Raw genomic sequence first — 16,604 nt, forward strand, 5'->3', positions numbered from 1 at the left:
TTGTAAGTAGGCTATGTGGTAAGATTAATGGTAAACATTAAGAACGATTAGGAGTAGTTTAAAATGAAAAATATTTTAGCAATCCATACAGGTGGTACCATCTCAATGTCACAGGACGAAAAAGGTGGCGTTGTTCAAAACGACGAAAATCCAATTGATAATAATGATATTTTAGGTCTTTCTGATATTAATGTCATTAATGATGAATTAATGAATTTACCATCTCCACACATGACACCCGAAACAATGTTGCAAGTTACTAACCGAATTAAGCAAGCAATTGCGGATGGAATTGATGGAGTGGTTGTAACTCATGGAACCGATACCTTAGAAGAAACCGCTTATTTTTTGGATTTAACCCTACCAAATACGATTCCAGTAGTGGTTACTGGAGCAATGCGCTCATCTAACGAAATTGGTGCGGATGGAGTCTTTAACTTTAAATCTGCGATTCAAGTTGCAGCTTCTGATGAAGCCAAAAATAAGGGTGTTTTAGTGGTTTTCAATACCGGAATTTACGCAGCACGCTTTGTTACCAAAACGCATACGACCAGTGTCGATACTTTTAAAGATCCAATTTATGGAACTTTAGGAACCGTCGATCATGATCAAGTGGTTTTTGCTCAACAACTAATCGGTAGTGAATATACTGCCATTAATCGAGTAGTAGACAACGTTTATTTGTTAAAGGCATATGCTGGTATGACTGAGTCGTTATTTGAAGCATTAGATAATGATCAAACCAAAGGAATCGTTATTGAAGCAATGGGGGCTGGTAATTTACCCGTTGTAACTTTACCTGCAATCAAAAAAATATTGGATCGTGGAATTCCAATTGTATTAGTTTCACGTTGTTTTAGTGGCTCTGCCCAACCAATTTACGCTTATCCAGGTGGGGGAATTGAGTTACAAAATCTTGGATTGTTATTTTGTACCCAGTTAAACGGACAAAAGGCGCGCATGAAATTAATTGTCGCTCTCAGTTGTGGGAAAAAAGGCAAAGATTTGAAAGATTATATGGCAAATGCTCTTTCTTAAAAAGGGAGGTTCAGCTTGGAATATTCACAAAAAATGCAGATTGTTAAAAATCTTCGTTACTCAATGGAAAATCAAACTTTAGTAAACGTTATTCAAACTGGATCATCCATTTTTTATACTGGAACTGTTTTTGGAGTTGATCGAAATGGGACGATTTTGAGCACTTTCACTGAGGACGGACTCAGTAATGGGTTTGTTTATTTAGATTATAATGACATTTTTGATGTTGATTTTTACAGTGAAGATTTAACAAAAATGGAAGAACGCATTAAAATGGCGCGTAACCTTCATTTGATTTCTGCTGAGCAACCAGACTTACAATTAAACGATAAAGGTGCTTTGTTAACACAAGTATTAGGTAGTTCTTTTGTGTATCAGCGTCCCATTTTGCTAATCAAAGAAGATGATACGATGATGGAAGGATTTGTCTCGTCACTTTCTGATAACGAAGTGGAATTAACGAATTTTGATAAATTTGATAGTAGTGAAGTTAAGCATGCTAGAATGCCTCTTTACGACATTAAATTAATTGAGTTTTTAGGACAAGAATTGAATTTATTGGAACACTCCAAAAAACTTTTGATGACTGGACACGTTGAATCACAGGATATCGGTGGTGATTTAGAGATTTTTGCTGCCCTACATCAGGCTTTAGAAAGTGGACGTCGAATTATTATGATTCCAAAAATCAATCCAGAGTTATTTTTCATTGGACAAGTTCGGGCAGTCAATGCTGATTCAGTTGTTTTTGCCGTGGTGGACATGAACGGGCAGTTTGGTGGTTATGAATTAATTCGTTTAAATGAGATTAGTCATCTTGAAATTAAAAGTGATTATTTACGTTTAATTAATCACTTTGTTTCTTTAAATATGGCACACGATACCTTTTTGCAACCACTTTTAAATAATGAGCGGAGCTTTGATAGTACCGTTGATCAGTTTGTGGGAGTGATTAATCAAGCCGTTAAATTTAAACGTTTTTTGCGGATTAAATCAAATGAAGGTGAAACTTATTTTGGGGTACCCTTTAAATTTGAAAAAGGTACTGTTTCGGTAAGGTATCTGGATAAGGACAAACCAAATGAACCGCAATTGATTGAGTTATCAGTAAATGATATTGATGAACTAGCGTTTGATTATTTGGATGCTTTTCTGGCCAAAAAACGAATTATGGGAATGGATTAAGATGAAAACAATTTTAATCACAGGTGCTAGTTCTGGAATGGGATATCAAACCGCACTTTGCCTAGCTAAAGCAGGTTATCAAGTGTTTGGAGCTGCACGAAGCGTTGCAAAGATGCAACCCTTGAAAGAATTTGGTGTCGTCCCAATTGAAATGGATGTGACTAATGATCAATCAAGAAAGCAGGGATTGCTGAAATTATTCAACAAGCACATAAAATTGATGTTTTAGTGAATGCTGCTGGTTATGGATCTTTTGGTGCCATTGAAAATGTTTCTGATGAAGAAGCACAACGTCAATTTTCGGTAAATGTCTTTGGACTAGTAGTTTTAACCAAACTGGTTTTACCATATATGAAGCAATAACATCATGGTAAGATAATTAATATTTCATCGATGGCAGGTCGTTTCAGTAGCCCAATGGGCGGGTGGTATTTTGCATCTAAACATGCACTCGAAATTATCAGTGATTCATTACGGATGGAAGTTAAATGGTTTGAAATTGAAGTGGTTTTACTTGAACCAGGGGTGGTTCGAAGTGCTTGGGAAAAGATTGCCATGAAAAATTTGCAGTCAGCTTCTCAAGGAACCGATTACGAAAAAAGAGCTACAACATTGAAGCAACATTTAGATAAAATTTATGCTTCTAAATTTGCGTCTCAGCCGGAATTGATTGCAAAAACCATTCAAAAAATAATTGTCAGGAAACACCCTAAGTCACGGTATTTAATCGGGTTTATGGCAAAATTAACTGTTTTTCTATATGCATGTTTGCCAACCTGGTTATGGGATAAGTTAATTCCTCATTTTATGTAAAATAAACTCAAAATAAAAGAACTACAACAATTGTTGTAGTTCTTTTATTTGATTAATTATTTAGTGATTGGTTGATTTTTAAGGCTTGTTCTAACAATCATGACATCACACTTAGCATGACTATTAACGTAACTAGCAGTTGAGCCAACTAATAATCGTTCAGCCGCACTTTTTCCAGTAGCACCCATCATAATTAAATCAGTATGATAATCTTTAGGAAAATCATAGGTAATCACATTCTTGGGGTTTCCAAAACGAACGTGCATATGAATGTTTTCAAAACCAGTTTTAGTGCTAATCTTTTTCACTAAATCTTTAAGGTAATCAAGTTCTCCGTCAACTATTTGTGTGATGGCATCATCACTCAAAACGCCATAGGTAAAGCCAAATGATGTTGTGTTAATTACGCTTAAGATATCTAAGCGGCCTTCGTTACGAATGGCAACTTCAGCAGCCTTTGCTACGGCTGCTTCTGCATATTTTGAACCATCGACTGGAACTAGGATGTTTTTGTATTCGTTGTACATAATTTCCTCCAATTAATTTTTAACTGGTAAGATTGCGTTAGCTTCTGCTAAAACGTGATCTGTGCTAGCTGCTTCTAATTCATTTAGCCAAAAACCATTTTTTAATGTTAATTTTTGATCTAAAGCATAAAGTGTCAAATGATAATCATGAGGTTTATCAGGTGGGGTAGGACCAACATAATGTTCATTGACCATTGGATCTTGAACATCAAGTAATTGACCAGCTAAACTATTGTGACCATAAGTCATGGGAATCAATTCGGCATGGCTAGCGTTTTCTGGAATTAAAGTTGTTTTAGGATCGATGTTTGCAGCTACCCAGTGAATATAAGTGAATCCACAAACAGGAATAGCGTCGTCGTCAGTTAGTACTAAAGCCAATGATTGGGCATTAGTAGGAACTTCTTCAATGTTAATTGGAAATGAAACATAAGGACGACCATCAATTTTATCAGAATCATTTGCGTGTTTGGTATAACGATCAGGTAACCAACCGTTTTGTAAGGGAACTGAAATTTTCATTATGTGCTTCCTCCTCAAGTTTATTATAAACTAACTAATTTCGAACATAAAAAAAGAAGTCTTAAATTATTTAACTTAATTTAAGACTTCTTTTGATTATTTAGTAAAAGTTAGTACATAGTAACCTTGACTGTTTTGTGTAACCGTCCAGTAATTATATCCGTCACTTGTCCAATCTGGCTTAGTTGCATTAGCCCAATCCTTTGCATCTTGAACTGAATTAAAAGTATGTGGTTCAGCAAATGATGAACTGGCAGAAGGACTCATAGCGGGACTAGCTGATTTAGCAGGTTGGGTTGCTGGAGCAGATGATGTAGTATCATTACCTTTACTATTTTTGGTGGAACTATTATCTGAATTGTCGCTACTATTTGTCGAAGTACTTTTCGAAGTATCAGTATTATTTGTCACTTGGTTACTGGTATTTAAAGCATACCGAATTCCAAAAGTTAGAATAAGTACAACAATGACTAACCCTAAAATCCATGGCCAAATATGCGGCCGATGTTTGCGTTTGTTTTGCGAACGCTTAGGAGTAAAGTCATATCTTTGGAATCTAGTATCTTGATCTTGATTGTTCATAATGACCTCGATTCCCAGATGGAAGAATAGTTATATGATTAACTCATTATATAACTATTCTAATTGTTTTTCACTTTATTGTTAACATTTTTGGCATCTTGCATTTCTTTTGTTTCTTGGTAACTGTTAACACCCCAGTAATAGAATCCAAGGGATACAGCAATAATTACAAGGAAATCATAAGGATAATGAATCCAGTTTTGACCACCAAAAGGAGTTGAACCAACATATGAAAAGGCAGACATGAAGGCCAGATAGAATAACATCCAAAGGCTACCCTTGAATTTTTTCATTGAATTTTTCCAATTCAATTTATCTTCATAGAATAAGTAGAATGGTAATCCTAAAGCAATCACCACGATAACTTCCATGGTAGTTGGCCACATGGCCCAGTAAATTGCGAGACTGGCCAAAATAAATGCCAATGGTGCAACTACTTTAGCAAAGTTAATCGTAACGGGACGCTTGAATTCAGGAGCATGTTTTCTTAAGGCCATCAATGTAACCGGACCAGTAACGTAGGCAATTAACGTTGAAGTTGAAATAACACTAGCTAACACAGCCCAGTTTTTAAAGATAGAAACTAAAATACAACTGATTAACCAGTTGGCTACCATAGCAATTCGAGGAGTTCCCCATTTTTGGTTTATTTTACCAAGAATTTTTGGCATATGACCGTTTTGAGTCATAGCGGCTAAAGTACGGCTGGTTGAAGCAACAAAGGAAACTCCAGTTCCAAATGGTGAAACAAAGGCATCTAAGTAAAGTAAGATAACTAACCAGTTAATGTTTAACATGATGGCTAAGTCAGCAAATGGTGATTCGAAGTTGATTCCATGCCAACCGTGTTTGGCTAACATTGCGGGATCAATTGCACCAATAAAAGTAAACTGAAGCATGATGTAAATTACGATACTAGCAAATAGGGCAATTACAATTCCACGCCAGATGTTTTTCTTAGGGTTAGTAATTTCGTCACCAACATTAATAACAGTTTGGAAAGCATTATAAGAAAAAATGATTCCAGAAACAGTCGTGGCAGCGAAAATAGGAGCAGTTCCGTAAGGTAAGAAACCACCAAAATTATGGTTAGTAAAGTTACCAGGATGAAATCCACTGATTAATAACATAATAATGGTTACTGATGGAACTACTAATTTGAAAATCGAAGTTAAACTAGTGAAACGCGTTAATAAATTAACTGACCAATAGTTTAATAAGGTAAAGACTAAGATGAATAAGAAAACCATCATTAGACCCTCAGTAGTAACAGTTCCGTTGGCGACAAAATGATTTGTCCAATTTGCCCAAGCCCAAGGCCAAGAACTCATGTACTGAACTGCAGCAACCGCTTCAATTGGAAGCAAGGTCACAAGAGAAACCCAGTTTGCCCAAGAAGCAATGAAACCCAGAAGAGGTCCATGGGTATAACCTGCATATTTACTCATTCCACCGCTTTCAGGAAACATTGTTCCTAATTCGATGTAAACGTAAGCGATGATTCCGATTACGATAGCACCAATTACCCATGAGATAATTGCGGCTGGTCCAGAGACTTTAGAAGCTTCCCAAGCCCCGAAAAGCCAACCTGATCCAATAATTGAACTTAAAGCTAACATTACGACACTGAACAAAGACATTTTTGGCTTTGCTACTTTGGTATTGTTATTTTGATTCATATAGATAAAATAATCCTTTCTTTAATCCTAATAGTTGCTATTTATGATATTCACGTATTTCAATTAAGTTTCCAGCGGGGTCATTAATGAAAAGTGAAGTCATTTTTTTCTTAGTTAAATCACTTTCAACGGGACCTGCGACAATATCAATAAAATAATTTGCAAGATGTTTTTCAATCGTAGCTAGTGAATCCTTAGCAAGAATGCTAAAGGTGGTTGATCCCACAGTTGGATTCATAGCATGCAAGTTATCATCAGCTGGGGTTTTGCAGACCAACTTCTGCTTACCTAATTGAAAAATCATACTTGTTTTTCCCTCGAAAAGAATGGGAAGGTCAAGTACTTCGTGGTAAAAACGCATGGCTTGTTCCAAATCATCAACAGTTAAGTCAATATGATCAATATCTTGAACTCGCATAATTTTTAACTCCTTTTCAAAAAGATACATACCATTATAACATTAAACTAAAATAAACTGCAAAAGTTGCGGTGATATGTTACTGTATTATTTAGTGATTGAAAGGTTTAAAGGTGAACAAATGGCTCTTTTAGAAGTTTCAGATTTGAGTATGAGTTTTGCAGATAAAAAACTTTATTCAGATGCAAGTTTCCAATTGAACAAAGGTGAACACATGGGAATTGTGGGTCAAAATGGAGTTGGTAAATCAACTTTAATTAACATTTTGATTGGGAAAGAATTACCCGTCACTGGTTCAATTAATTGGCAAAAAGGTACCACAATTGGTTATTTAGATCAATACGTAGATATTCCTAGTGGAATGACATTAATTGATTTCTTACATACGGCTTTTGCAGAATTATATGATTTAAATGAGCAAATGACAAATTTGTATGAAGAATATGCTACAACCATGGACGATACGCTGCTTGAACGGGCAGGACGGATTTCAGCTCAATTAGAAGCAAAAAACTTCTATGATGTGGAAACCCAAATTGAACAAGTAATTACTGGTTTAGGACTCGATGATATTGGTCGAGATCACGAAATCTCCCAAATGAGTGGGGGACAACGGTCTAAAATTATCTTAGCTAAGTTAATTTTAGAAAATCCAGATGTTTTACTATTAGATGAACCAACCAACTATTTAGATACGACCCATATTAACTGGCTCGAAGATTATCTCAATAATTTTGATGGTGCTTTTATTGTAATTTCTCATGATTATGATTTTTTGGAACCCGTTACTAATTGTATTATTAACGTTGCGTTTGGAAAAATCACTAAATATCGAGGAGACTTTAAGTCAGCCATGCGTCAGCGGGCTGAAAAAGAAATGACCCAACAACGGGAATTTGAAAAGCAACAGGTTGCCATCGAAAAAGCTAAGAAATTCATTCAAAAGAATAAGGCTGGTAGCCATTCTAACATGGCTAAATCTCGGGAAAAGATGTTGGACCGGATGGACGTGATTGAGCCACCTAAGAGTAATGTGAAAGCTAACTTTAGTTTTCCTTATGACGAGACTGGTTCACAAAATGCCTTAGTGGTTAAAGACTTATCAGTTGGATACGAAAAACCATTACTTAGTCCTGTAACATTTTCCGTTGATACTGATCAAAAGGTTGGACTTCAAGGATTCAATGGAGTTGGTAAATCCACTTTGATTAGGAGTATTTTGAAAATTATTCCTGCATTAGGTGGGACAGCTGAATTTTCTCCATCAGCTAAAATTAATTATTTTAGTCAAGATTTAGTGTGGGAAGATAAAACAGAAACCCCAATGCAAATTATTCAAGATAAGTATCCTAAGTTAACCCAAAAAGAAATTCGAACTAAGTTAGCTCGTTCTGGAATGAATGCTTCCAATGCTTTTAAAGAAATTGGCAAGCTTTCCGGGGGAGAACAAGTTAAGGTTAAATTGACTTTAATGGAATTCGTCCCTAGTAATTTCTTGATTCTTGATGAACCATCTAATCATTTAGATGATGAAACTAAGGCATCATTGAAAAAAGCAATTAATGATTTCCCAGGGAACGCGATTGTGGTTAGTCATGAGGCTAGTTTTTATGACGGCTTAGTGGATAAAAAGATTGATGTTGAAAAACTTAGTCTTAAAGAAGACGAATAAAAATGAAAGCGAACTTTTTAAAGATTCGCTTTTTATTTTGAAAAAATTTTAAAAAGTTCTTGCAAAGAAGGTCAATTTTCGGTAACATGATAACAATTTAAAGCGAGAAAAAAGCGGGAGGAGATACCAATGTTAACAAGAGCGGAGATTCAAAGATTCCCAAAAGCCGAACTACATTGTCATTTAGAGGGGTCAATTAGACCCCATACATTACGTGAAATTGCACAAGGACAAGGAGAAATGGTCCACTTTAATCTAATGGAATTAACCCAAAAAATGGTGGTATCAGATGATGCCAAGGATTTAGCTGATTATTTACGTCCATTTGATTTTGTGTTGCAATATTTACAGACAGAAGTTGCTTTAGAAAGAGCTGCTTATGATGTGATGGAACAAGCTTATCAAGATGGAGTAAAATACATCGAGATTAGATTTGCACCCACTCTTTCTACCAAAAAAGGATTAACAATTGCCCAGACAATCAATGCTGTTGTTAAGGGAATTGCACGTGCAGAAGCAACTTATGATATTTATGGAAATCTTTTAGTTTGTGGAATGCGGACTGATCAAGAAGCAGAGGTTGCAAAAGTATTTGCTGAATCCAAAGATGTAAACGAAAAATTAGTGGGTGTCGATTTAGCTGGACCTGAACAGGTAGGTTTTGTAGATATGTATAAAGCAGCTTTCCCGATGATTGTAGATGGTCAAAAAGTTCAGTTAACGCTTCATGCCGGTGAATGTGGCTGTGCTGACAATGTTTTGGCCGCCATTCAAGCTGGTAGTGAACGAATTGGACATGGAATCGCTGCCATGGGTAACGAAACCATTGAAAAAGCAATGTTAGAAAAAGGGACTTGTATTGAAGGTTGTCCTACTAGTAACGTGCAAACTCATGCGCTTCCCAATCATGCTGCTTATCCTTTCCAACGGTGGTTAAAACAAGGTCAGGCACTCTGTATTAATACAGATAATCGAACGTTTTCTGATACAACTTTAACAGAAGAATATTTCCAAATGGCTCATCATAATGACATGACTAAAGAGCAATTACGTCAATGTAATTTAAATGCGATTAATCATTCGTTTGCTAATGAATCCATTAAAACAGAAGTTGCTGATTTAATTACTAACTTTGAAAGAGAATAAAAAAATGTCCTATCGTTGAGATAGGACATTTTTTAATGAAATATTTATTTGTTAAAAGTACCATTTTCCACTTCACGAATGAAAGTTGCTAAATGATCATAGTAAACGGGTGCGTTATCAATCATGTGGTGGTGACCACCTTCAGGAGTTGAAACAAACTTGGCATTAGGAATCATTTCTGCCATTCGTTTACCAGTTTCCATTGGCATGGTTTCGTGTTCACCAAAAGTAACTAAGGTAGGCACTTTGATGTCTTTAAGATGATCGGTAAAGTTCCAGTCTTTTAACTTACCAGTAATGACAAATTCATTGTCACCTTGGAAAGCGTTGTAAAGGGGAACACTCATTGTTTCTGTTAAATGAGCAATGGCAGCAGGTTTCTTACGATCAACGAATTGGTCGTTAAGTTTGCCAACCAATTCTTGATAACGGTCATTATCATAGTTGTTTTCAGCTTCACATTTTTTCATGTAAGCTAATTCATCAGGAGTTAAGGCTTTTTCTCTGATTTGGGCTAAATGATCAGTGTAGTCACCGATCCGATCAACCATTGATGAAATAATGGCACCTTTTAAATGATCACCATATTTAGCAGCATACATTTGGACTAAAGCGCCACCCCATGATTGACCAATGAGATAGAAATTATCCAAACCAAGTTTTTGACGAACTTCTTCTACTTCATCAACAAAGTATTCATAAGTTTCGATGTTTTTTGCTACAGCTGGATCATCCCAATCAGGAGTATCTGAGTACCATGAACCTAATTGATCGTACATATGAACTTGCACATCAAGTCCCTGTTTCTTGAGTTGTTTGGCAGTATCTTCCCAGTATTCGTGAGTTCCACCAGGTCCACCATGAAGAGCTAGAAGATGAATCTTTCCTTCACCTTGTGTGTTGGTCCATAAATGGTAGCCGTTATCTAATGTTAAAATTTTTGTTCCTTGCTTCATAATCATTTCCACCTACTTATTAAATTTATTTCTATGATACCACTAAAACGCATCGTGGTATCATAGAAGTAAACCCAAATTGTCTTTTGTTGAAATCGCTATTATTATAGTAGAAAAAATTTATTTAGGAGCACTATGAATTATTTAACTGAAATTATCTTAGTTTTATTAGCAACTTTAATCGGTGGTGAATTAGCACTGCGCATCCAATTACCACGGGTCGTTGGCCAAATTGCAGCAGGAATTATCTTGGGACCCTTACTTTTGAATCTAGTACATCTAGACCAGATGATTTCTAATTTTGCAGATTTAGGAATTATCATTTTAATGATGATTGCTGGATTGGAATGCGATTTTAAAGAAGTCACAAAACATTTAAAAGCGGCTAGTATCATAGCTGTTAGTGGGGTGGTTTTACCGCTAACTGCTTTTTGGTGCTTAGGAATGGCATTACAACAAACTACCCAAGAAGCAATCTTATGGGGCGTTATTTTTTCAGCTACTTCTGTTTCAATAACGGTGGCTGTCTTACAGGAAATGGGGAAGTTAAAAACCACTGCAGGAGCAATCATTTTAGGAGCAGCTGTGGTTGATGATGTAATTTCGATTATCTTGTTGAGTGTTTTTTCCAGTATTTATACCAGTAAATCAACCAACTTATTGGTGATTATCGGGTTACAACTTATCTATGTCGCACTTGTTTACGTGATGTTTAAGTGGTTAGTACCTGAAATAATTAAAATAGTGATCCATTTTCAAAGTCTCAGTTTAACGATTACGGTTGGCTTACTGATCTGTTTTGGAATGGCTGAATTAGCAGAACTTTGTCATTTAAGTTCTGTTTTAGGTGCCTTTGTTGCAGGAGTCAGTTTGGCAAGGACTCCTGTGAAACAAGATGTTTCTAAGCAAATCGAAATTTTAGGTTCTTCATTTTTAATTCCATTCTTTTTCGTTTCAATTGGTTTAGAACTAAAATTAATTACTAACTGGCACGGCGTTTTGATTGTTGTTTTAATGACTTTAATTGCGGTTTTAACCAAATGGATTGGCTGTGGCGTTGGTGCCAAACTGTGCCAAATTGATCTTAAAGATGCCAACGTGATTGGGATTGGGATGATTTCGCGAGGAGAAATGGCCTTAATTGTGGCTCAAGTTGCGATTAGTAGCCACTTGCTTTCGTCAGAACTTTATTCAGAGATTATTTTAGTAATTATTTTGACGACCGTTATTTCACCAATTCTTTTAAAATATGTTCTTGTTAAGTGGTAATCGAGAGTAATTACGGTACAATAAAGAGAAACATTTAATTAATGCAAGGGGGAATTAAAATGCGAGAAAATCAACGGGTAATTGTGTTGACTGGGGCTGCCGGAACCGGCAAAACCACGGTTCAAAATTATTTGAAACAAGCTTATCAAATGCCCTCAATTATTACGCATACTACTCGCTCAGCTCGTACCGGTGAACAAGGTGGAGTTGATTATTACTTTGAAAATAAGGCTAGTTTTGACCAACTTCACTTGCTAGAATCTGTTCAATACGCTGACAATCGTTATGGTTCTTCTTGGGAAGGAATTAATAAAGCCCTTCAAGAACATCAATTTGCCAGTATTGTTTTAGATACTGCCGGGGCGATTACTTACCAAAAACAGTTAGGTGAAAAAGCTAAAATTATCTTTTTGACAGTTGATAATCAATGTGAAATCAAAACCAGAATGCTTAAGCGCGGTGATCGGTTAGCTGATGTAGAAAAAAGAATGCAAAGTAAAGAAGTTAATCGTGATTTGAATTTACCAAGTGAATTACAAGGACATGCGACAATCATTGAAAATGAAAATTGGCAAAAAACAAAACAATCGATTGATCAAATTATCAAAAAATTAAGTAATGATTAACCCTTTTTTAAGTTTAAGGGACAATAATAAGAAGATTAAGGAAAGGGGATAATTTTATGAAGAGAGTTCCACCATTGTTAACACCATTTGCAATTTTAACAATTTGTTTAGCCCTTGGTGCAACTAATGTTGTAACTAATACGGTGACCCATACCCAAGAAGGAGCCAAAGTTACTAACACAAATGTTCCAGCTAAAACGGATCCAAAGCAAGATACCCCCGATGATCAAAATAAAGACACAAATCAAACTAAAGATACCGATAAAACAGACGATACTAATAAAACAGACGATACTAATAAAACAGCGGATGACAGTAAAAAAACAGATTCTAATTCTACTACTCCAAACGCTGATAGCAATAAAAATAATACAACTGATAATAAAACAAATAATAATAGTTCTGATAATAGTCAAAAAACGGGAACAGATGGCTCAAATACATCAAATTCTAACAATAGCGGGACTAATTCTAATGCAACGGGTGGGAATGATAGTAGTAAACCAGCAGCAAACAATGATAGTTCAACTACGAATCCTGCGTCTACACCAACTTCAGGAGGTAATCAATAATGTTTAGTATTTTAGGTGGACTTAATTCTTGGTTATCTTATATTAGTATTGAAGCGAAAACCAAGGCCCGCATTTATACGATTTTAGGGTTCTTTGGTTGGCTTTATATGATTTACATCACTTATCGGTTTTTAACCAATCAAGTATATACCCGAGGACTTTTAATGTTTGGTGTAACAGTCTTATTAGGTTATTTTCTTTATTTGAACTTTATTTATTATTTTACTAATAAAAGTTCAAAATTTGATATTACGCCAATTATTAATAAGACGCTTCACATTCAACCTAAAGAAGTAACTAACTCAACAAAACGATATCGGGATATTCCTGCTAATGGATTATTTGATGAACGACGGACAATGCCTGCTAAATTAACTAGTGACACCACTCAACAAGTTGCCATTAATGATTTAGCAGTGCAAATGATAAAAGAAAATTTAGTTAAAGATGATTATAATGGATTAGATCAACATCAAATTAAGGTTGCTTTAAGAGAAAATGATAAACCACTTTATGCCATTGGTGATGGGACAATTATTCCATACTTCTCTATGAAAAAGGTTGATGGACAATATGTTGTTTATGCTGGAATTAATGAACCAAATGCAAAAGCAGTTGGTCACCTTAAAACAGTGGGGCTACAGTCAATAAAACAGATTGATTCAACCGAAATTAATTTATATTTAGCAGCTGCCTATTTAACTGGTGGTAAATATAAAATTAAAGGGCGTAACGGTATCATCGAAACTGATGATAATTATCATGTTGAAGTTCAAGTGGCTTACACGAAAAAATAAAAAGAAACCGAAAATTTTCGGTTTCTTTTTAATTAGAGCATGTTAATTTGTCTAACAATTTCAGCTTTGTTTTCACTTACTTTTTGTTGTTGCTTTTCGGTGTAAAGTTTCAATCCTAACATTGCGATAAAGATAAGAATGAAGGCAATCCACACGATGCGTTTTCGTTTTTTTTGCATAAAAATTACACTCCTTTTTTTAATTGTATCATGGAATTTTGAATCGTAATTAGTTGACTGACAAAAAAATAGTTGTTACGATTGGTCTAGTTGAATTAAGGAATTTTTAATAAAAAACAATGGGAACACCCCCAAACCGAAATGATTTGATAGGGGACATTTTTTATTTGAGAAAGGTGATGTACTATGACTGGAAAGAATCAAACGAATGATCAAGATTTGTCACGAGGCTTAACTTCTCGTCACGTTCAGATGATTGCGATTGGAGGAGCCATTGGAACTGGATTGTTCTTGGGTTCAGGAACTGCAATTAAATCGGCTGGGCCAGCGTTAATCCTTGCTTACTTGATTACAGGTATTTTTTCTTACCTAATGATGCGTGCAGTTGGTGAATTATTACTTTCCAATACTAAGTTACATTCATTTATTGACTTTGTACGTGAATATTTAGGTAACAAATGGGAATTTGCAATTGGTTGGGCTTATTGGTTAAGTTGGGCCAGTTTAGCAATGGCTGATTTGACAGCTTCCGGAATTTACTTAAGATATTGGTTCCCCCAATTACCACAATGGGTTACGCCATTAATTGTGGTTGCTATTTTGGTAACTTTTAACTTAATTAATGTGGCCTGGTTCGGAGAATTAGAATCTGCATTCTCAAGTATTAAAATTTTTGCTATTTTAGCATTAATTGTTGCTGGAGTTGGGATGATTGCATTCGGCTTCCATACTCAAGGTAATACAGCATCATTATCTAACTTAGTTAGTCACGGTGGCTTCTTTGCTACTGGTGGACTTGGTTTTATCTTGGCATTTCCAATGGTAATTTTTGCCTTTACTGGAATTGAAATGGTTGGTCTATCAGCCGGTGAAACAAAGAGCCCTGAAAAGGACATTCCAAAGGCGATTAACTCAGTTCCGCTTAGAATTTTACTATTTTATGTTGGATCAATGATTGTAATTATGTCAGTTTATCCTTGGAATGAAATTGATGCTTCTACATCACCATTTGTACAAGTGTTCTCAGGTTTAGGAATTAGCTTTGCGGCTAATTTAATTAACTTTGTTGTTTTAACAGCTGCTTTATCAGCTGCTAATTCAGCAATCTTCTCAACTTCAAGAACTCTTTACATTTTAGGTAATAATGGTCATGCACCAAAATCATTTAGTAAGCTTTCTAAGGCAAACGTACCTTATGTTGGAATTTTAGTTTCTGCATTTGTATTCCTAGGAATTGTCTTATTAAATTACTTTTATCCAAGTAAGATTTTCGTCTTGATTACAGGAGTTGCTACAATTAGTTTTATTTTCGTTTGGATTATCATTATGTTAGCTCATATCCAATACAAGCGGAAAAATCCTAATCCAGCTGACACCTTTAAGATGCCATTCTTCCCTGGATCAAGTTATTTAACCATTTTATTCTACTTAGCAGTCTTAGCTGTTTTACTTTTCAATGCAGAAACAAGAATTTCTGTGATTGCAACGGTAATTTTCTTTGCTACCATGATTATTGGTTATATGGTTTGGGAACGTAAGAATAAAAAAGAACTTAAATAATTAATTGAAAAGACCACTAGTCGAAGCCGATTAGTGGTCTTTTTTGCTCTAATCAACTATACTTTTAATTACTATTAGTTAGTGAATGGAGAATGAATTAATGAAAAATCGTGTCGCTGAAATTTTAAATACTAAATATCCCTTGATTCAAGCGCCTTTGAATTGGTTAACTGATGCAGAATTTGTAGCAGCAGTTTCTAATGCAGGTGGGCTTGGCAGTTTTGGCCCTAATGCTGGGCGTGATTCTTTGGAACAAGATTCAATGAAGGTGATGCGAGAACAAATTCGCAAAGCCCAACAATTAACAAATCGTCCATTTGCGATGACGATTGGGTTAAACCCACAAGGTGAAGACCAAGCCTATGCTCACAAAATTTTGGATAATTCTTTGGCCGAAAATGTCAGTTACTTTATCGTTGGTGGAGAACCTGATGAAGATATTTATCGACAAATTAAAGCATCAGGAGCCGTGTTAATTGCGAGAAGTTATAATCCAACTCCAGCAGAAGCTCAACTTCAAGAGCATTTGGGTGCTGATTTGATTGTGGCAACGGGTTATGACGAAGGTGGTGTGATTCCAACCAAGGGAAACGGAACTTTTACCACAATTCCAAGGATTGTTGACGCTGTTTCAGTTCCAGTATTGGCAGCTGGTGGAATCACCGACGTACGTGGTGTACGAGCTTCTCGGGCTTTAGGTGCTGAAGGATTTTATATTGGAAGTCGCTTTATTGTGACTAAAGAAAATCGGACAGCTGAGAACGCCAAAGTTAAGATTATCAGTTCAACAGTAGAAGATATGGTTTTAGTTGCTCCTCAACAACGTTCAATTCGAAATGCAAAAATGGATGAATTAGCTAAACGATTTGCAGATGGTGATCATGATACATTTGCGGAAACGCGTAAAATGGGTGGAACACGTACGGCGATGTTAGAGGGAAAACTAGAAGATGGTGAAATTTCAATTAATACTGGAATTGACCTTATTCAGGATCAACCGAGTGTCGCTGAATTAGTTCAACGATTAATGCAAGACTATCAATAAACAAAAAAGGATCTCAGT

The 16,604-nt window shown here is 35.7% G+C and carries 17 protein-coding genes and 1 pseudogene; 11 read left to right on the plus strand and 7 right to left on the minus strand.

Going from position 1 to position 16,604, the window contains the following annotated elements; all coding sequences use genetic code 11:
- Positions 1-63 precede the first annotated feature (63 nt).
- From PY770_RS01575 to PY770_RS01585, 3 genes and pseudogenes are all read left to right on the plus strand, one after another.
- Positions 64-1,038, plus strand: coding sequence for an asparaginase (locus PY770_RS01575; protein WP_014081622.1), 975 nt, complete (start codon positions 64-66; stop codon positions 1,036-1,038).
- 15 nt (positions 1,039-1,053) lie between these two features.
- Positions 1,054-2,223 carry a hypothetical protein gene (locus PY770_RS01580; RefSeq protein WP_275046016.1) on the plus strand — a complete coding sequence of 390 codons (1,170 nt, stop codon included), beginning with the start codon at positions 1,054-1,056 and terminating at the stop codon, positions 2,221-2,223.
- Between the two features lie 37 nt (positions 2,224-2,260).
- Positions 2,261-3,036, plus strand: a pseudogene (locus PY770_RS01585) (oxidoreductase).
- A gap of 56 nt (positions 3,037-3,092) precedes the next feature.
- On the opposite strand, the gene PY770_RS01590 reads toward PY770_RS01585, so the two are convergent.
- The 5 genes from PY770_RS01590 to PY770_RS01610 form a co-directional block, all read right to left on the minus strand.
- Positions 3,093-3,563 (minus strand): universal stress protein, encoded by a 471-nt coding sequence (locus PY770_RS01590; RefSeq protein ID WP_103450699.1) that lies wholly within the window; start codon positions 3,561-3,563, stop codon positions 3,093-3,095.
- A gap of 12 nt (positions 3,564-3,575) precedes the next feature.
- Positions 3,576-4,085 carry a YbhB/YbcL family Raf kinase inhibitor-like protein gene (locus PY770_RS01595; RefSeq protein WP_041817580.1) on the minus strand — a complete coding sequence of 170 codons (510 nt, stop codon included), beginning with the start codon at positions 4,083-4,085 and terminating at the stop codon, positions 3,576-3,578.
- 96 nt (positions 4,086-4,181) lie between these two features.
- Positions 4,182-4,667 carry a hypothetical protein gene (locus PY770_RS01600; protein ID WP_275046017.1) on the minus strand — a complete coding sequence of 162 codons (486 nt, stop codon included), beginning with the start codon at positions 4,665-4,667 and terminating at the stop codon, positions 4,182-4,184.
- A gap of 59 nt (positions 4,668-4,726) precedes the next feature.
- Positions 4,727-6,346, minus strand: a complete 1,620-nt coding sequence (locus PY770_RS01605; protein ID WP_139571157.1) for an APC family permease — start codon at positions 6,344-6,346, stop codon at positions 4,727-4,729.
- 37 nt (positions 6,347-6,383) lie between these two features.
- On the minus strand, positions 6,384-6,764 hold the full coding sequence (locus tag PY770_RS01610) for a VOC family protein (protein WP_103428793.1): 381 nt from the start codon (positions 6,762-6,764) through the stop codon (positions 6,384-6,386).
- A 121-nt stretch (positions 6,765-6,885) separates the two neighbouring features.
- Here PY770_RS01610 and PY770_RS01615 point away from each other — a divergent pair, with 121 nt between their 5' ends.
- A complete protein-coding gene (locus PY770_RS01615; protein ID WP_103428792.1) occupies positions 6,886-8,436 on the plus strand; it encodes an ABC-F family ATP-binding cassette domain-containing protein in 1,551 nt (516 codons plus the stop codon).
- A 129-nt stretch (positions 8,437-8,565) separates the two neighbouring features.
- On the plus strand, positions 8,566-9,582 hold the full coding sequence (gene add / locus PY770_RS01620) for an adenosine deaminase (protein WP_163600832.1): 1,017 nt from the start codon (positions 8,566-8,568) through the stop codon (positions 9,580-9,582).
- A gap of 44 nt (positions 9,583-9,626) precedes the next feature.
- Here the strand turns inward: add and PY770_RS01625 are convergent, their stop codons facing one another.
- The gene (locus PY770_RS01625) at positions 9,627-10,538 is read right to left on the minus strand and encodes a proline iminopeptidase-family hydrolase (RefSeq protein WP_014081631.1); all 912 of its coding nucleotides are present in this window, start codon (positions 10,536-10,538) and stop codon (positions 9,627-9,629) included.
- A gap of 135 nt (positions 10,539-10,673) precedes the next feature.
- Here PY770_RS01625 and PY770_RS01630 point away from each other — a divergent pair, with 135 nt between their 5' ends.
- Genes PY770_RS01630 through PY770_RS01645 form a run of 4 tightly spaced genes read left to right on the plus strand, consistent with a single transcriptional unit; the run spans position 10,674 to position 13,802 of the window.
- The gene (locus PY770_RS01630; protein ID WP_275046018.1) at positions 10,674-11,807 is read left to right on the plus strand and encodes a cation:proton antiporter; all 1,134 of its coding nucleotides are present in this window, start codon (positions 10,674-10,676) and stop codon (positions 11,805-11,807) included.
- A gap of 59 nt (positions 11,808-11,866) precedes the next feature.
- Entirely contained in the window at positions 11,867-12,433 is a 567-nt protein-coding gene (locus tag PY770_RS01635) for a guanylate kinase (protein ID WP_275046019.1), read from the plus strand.
- A gap of 56 nt (positions 12,434-12,489) precedes the next feature.
- A complete protein-coding gene (locus PY770_RS01640) occupies positions 12,490-13,005 on the plus strand; it encodes a hypothetical protein (RefSeq protein ID WP_275046020.1) in 516 nt (171 codons plus the stop codon).
- Entirely contained in the window at positions 13,005-13,802 is a 798-nt protein-coding gene (locus tag PY770_RS01645) for a DUF6681 family protein (RefSeq protein WP_275046021.1), read from the plus strand. Before PY770_RS01640 ends, PY770_RS01645 begins: the two co-directional genes overlap by 1 nt.
- A gap of 32 nt (positions 13,803-13,834) precedes the next feature.
- Here the strand turns inward: PY770_RS01645 and PY770_RS01650 are convergent, their stop codons facing one another.
- On the minus strand, positions 13,835-13,981 hold the full coding sequence (locus tag PY770_RS01650; protein ID WP_153198628.1) for a hypothetical protein: 147 nt from the start codon (positions 13,979-13,981) through the stop codon (positions 13,835-13,837).
- A 186-nt stretch (positions 13,982-14,167) separates the two neighbouring features.
- Here PY770_RS01650 and PY770_RS01655 point away from each other — a divergent pair, with 186 nt between their 5' ends.
- Both PY770_RS01655 and PY770_RS01660 read left to right on the plus strand, forming a co-directional pair.
- Positions 14,168-15,541, plus strand: coding sequence for an amino acid permease (locus tag PY770_RS01655; RefSeq protein ID WP_103450706.1), 1,374 nt, complete (start codon positions 14,168-14,170; stop codon positions 15,539-15,541).
- Between the two features lie 100 nt (positions 15,542-15,641).
- Positions 15,642-16,586, plus strand: coding sequence for an NAD(P)H-dependent flavin oxidoreductase (locus PY770_RS01660; protein ID WP_275046022.1), 945 nt, complete (start codon positions 15,642-15,644; stop codon positions 16,584-16,586).
- Positions 16,587-16,604: the final 18 nt, after the last annotated feature.

Source organism: Fructilactobacillus sanfranciscensis, from assembly GCF_029023685.1.
In the GTDB taxonomy this organism is placed as follows: domain Bacteria; phylum Bacillota; class Bacilli; order Lactobacillales; family Lactobacillaceae; genus Fructilactobacillus; species Fructilactobacillus sanfranciscensis.

What these genes read in the sequence shown, in the direction of transcription:
- PY770_RS01605 (WP_139571157.1), bottom strand. Translation starts at nt 6,346, where the DNA reads ATGAATCAAAATAACAATACCAAAGTAGCAAAGCCAAAAATGTCTTTG.
- add (WP_163600832.1), top strand. Translation starts at nt 8,566, where the DNA reads ATGTTAACAAGAGCGGAGATTCAAAGATTCCCAAAAGCCGAACTACAT.
- PY770_RS01645 (WP_275046021.1), top strand. Translation starts at nt 13,005, where the DNA reads ATGTTTAGTATTTTAGGTGGACTTAATTCTTGGTTATCTTATATTAGT.
- PY770_RS01660 (WP_275046022.1), top strand. Translation starts at nt 15,642, where the DNA reads ATGAAAAATCGTGTCGCTGAAATTTTAAATACTAAATATCCCTTGATT.
- PY770_RS01575 (WP_014081622.1), top strand. Translation starts at nt 64, where the DNA reads ATGAAAAATATTTTAGCAATCCATACAGGTGGTACCATCTCAATGTCA.
- PY770_RS01595 (WP_041817580.1), bottom strand. Translation starts at nt 4,085, where the DNA reads ATGAAAATTTCAGTTCCCTTACAAAACGGTTGGTTACCTGATCGTTAT.
- PY770_RS01655 (WP_103450706.1), top strand. Translation starts at nt 14,168, where the DNA reads ATGACTGGAAAGAATCAAACGAATGATCAAGATTTGTCACGAGGCTTA.
- PY770_RS01610 (WP_103428793.1), bottom strand. Translation starts at nt 6,764, where the DNA reads ATGCGAGTTCAAGATATTGATCATATTGACTTAACTGTTGATGATTTG.
- PY770_RS01625 (WP_014081631.1), bottom strand. Translation starts at nt 10,538, where the DNA reads ATGAAGCAAGGAACAAAAATTTTAACATTAGATAACGGCTACCATTTA.
- PY770_RS01615 (WP_103428792.1), top strand. Translation starts at nt 6,886, where the DNA reads ATGGCTCTTTTAGAAGTTTCAGATTTGAGTATGAGTTTTGCAGATAAA.
- PY770_RS01600 (WP_275046017.1), bottom strand. Translation starts at nt 4,667, where the DNA reads ATGAACAATCAAGATCAAGATACTAGATTCCAAAGATATGACTTTACT.
- PY770_RS01650 (WP_153198628.1), bottom strand. Translation starts at nt 13,981, where the DNA reads ATGCAAAAAAAACGAAAACGCATCGTGTGGATTGCCTTCATTCTTATC.
- PY770_RS01635 (WP_275046019.1), top strand. Translation starts at nt 11,867, where the DNA reads ATGCGAGAAAATCAACGGGTAATTGTGTTGACTGGGGCTGCCGGAACC.
- PY770_RS01630 (WP_275046018.1), top strand. Translation starts at nt 10,674, where the DNA reads ATGAATTATTTAACTGAAATTATCTTAGTTTTATTAGCAACTTTAATC.
- PY770_RS01590 (WP_103450699.1), bottom strand. Translation starts at nt 3,563, where the DNA reads ATGTACAACGAATACAAAAACATCCTAGTTCCAGTCGATGGTTCAAAA.
- PY770_RS01640 (WP_275046020.1), top strand. Translation starts at nt 12,490, where the DNA reads ATGAAGAGAGTTCCACCATTGTTAACACCATTTGCAATTTTAACAATT.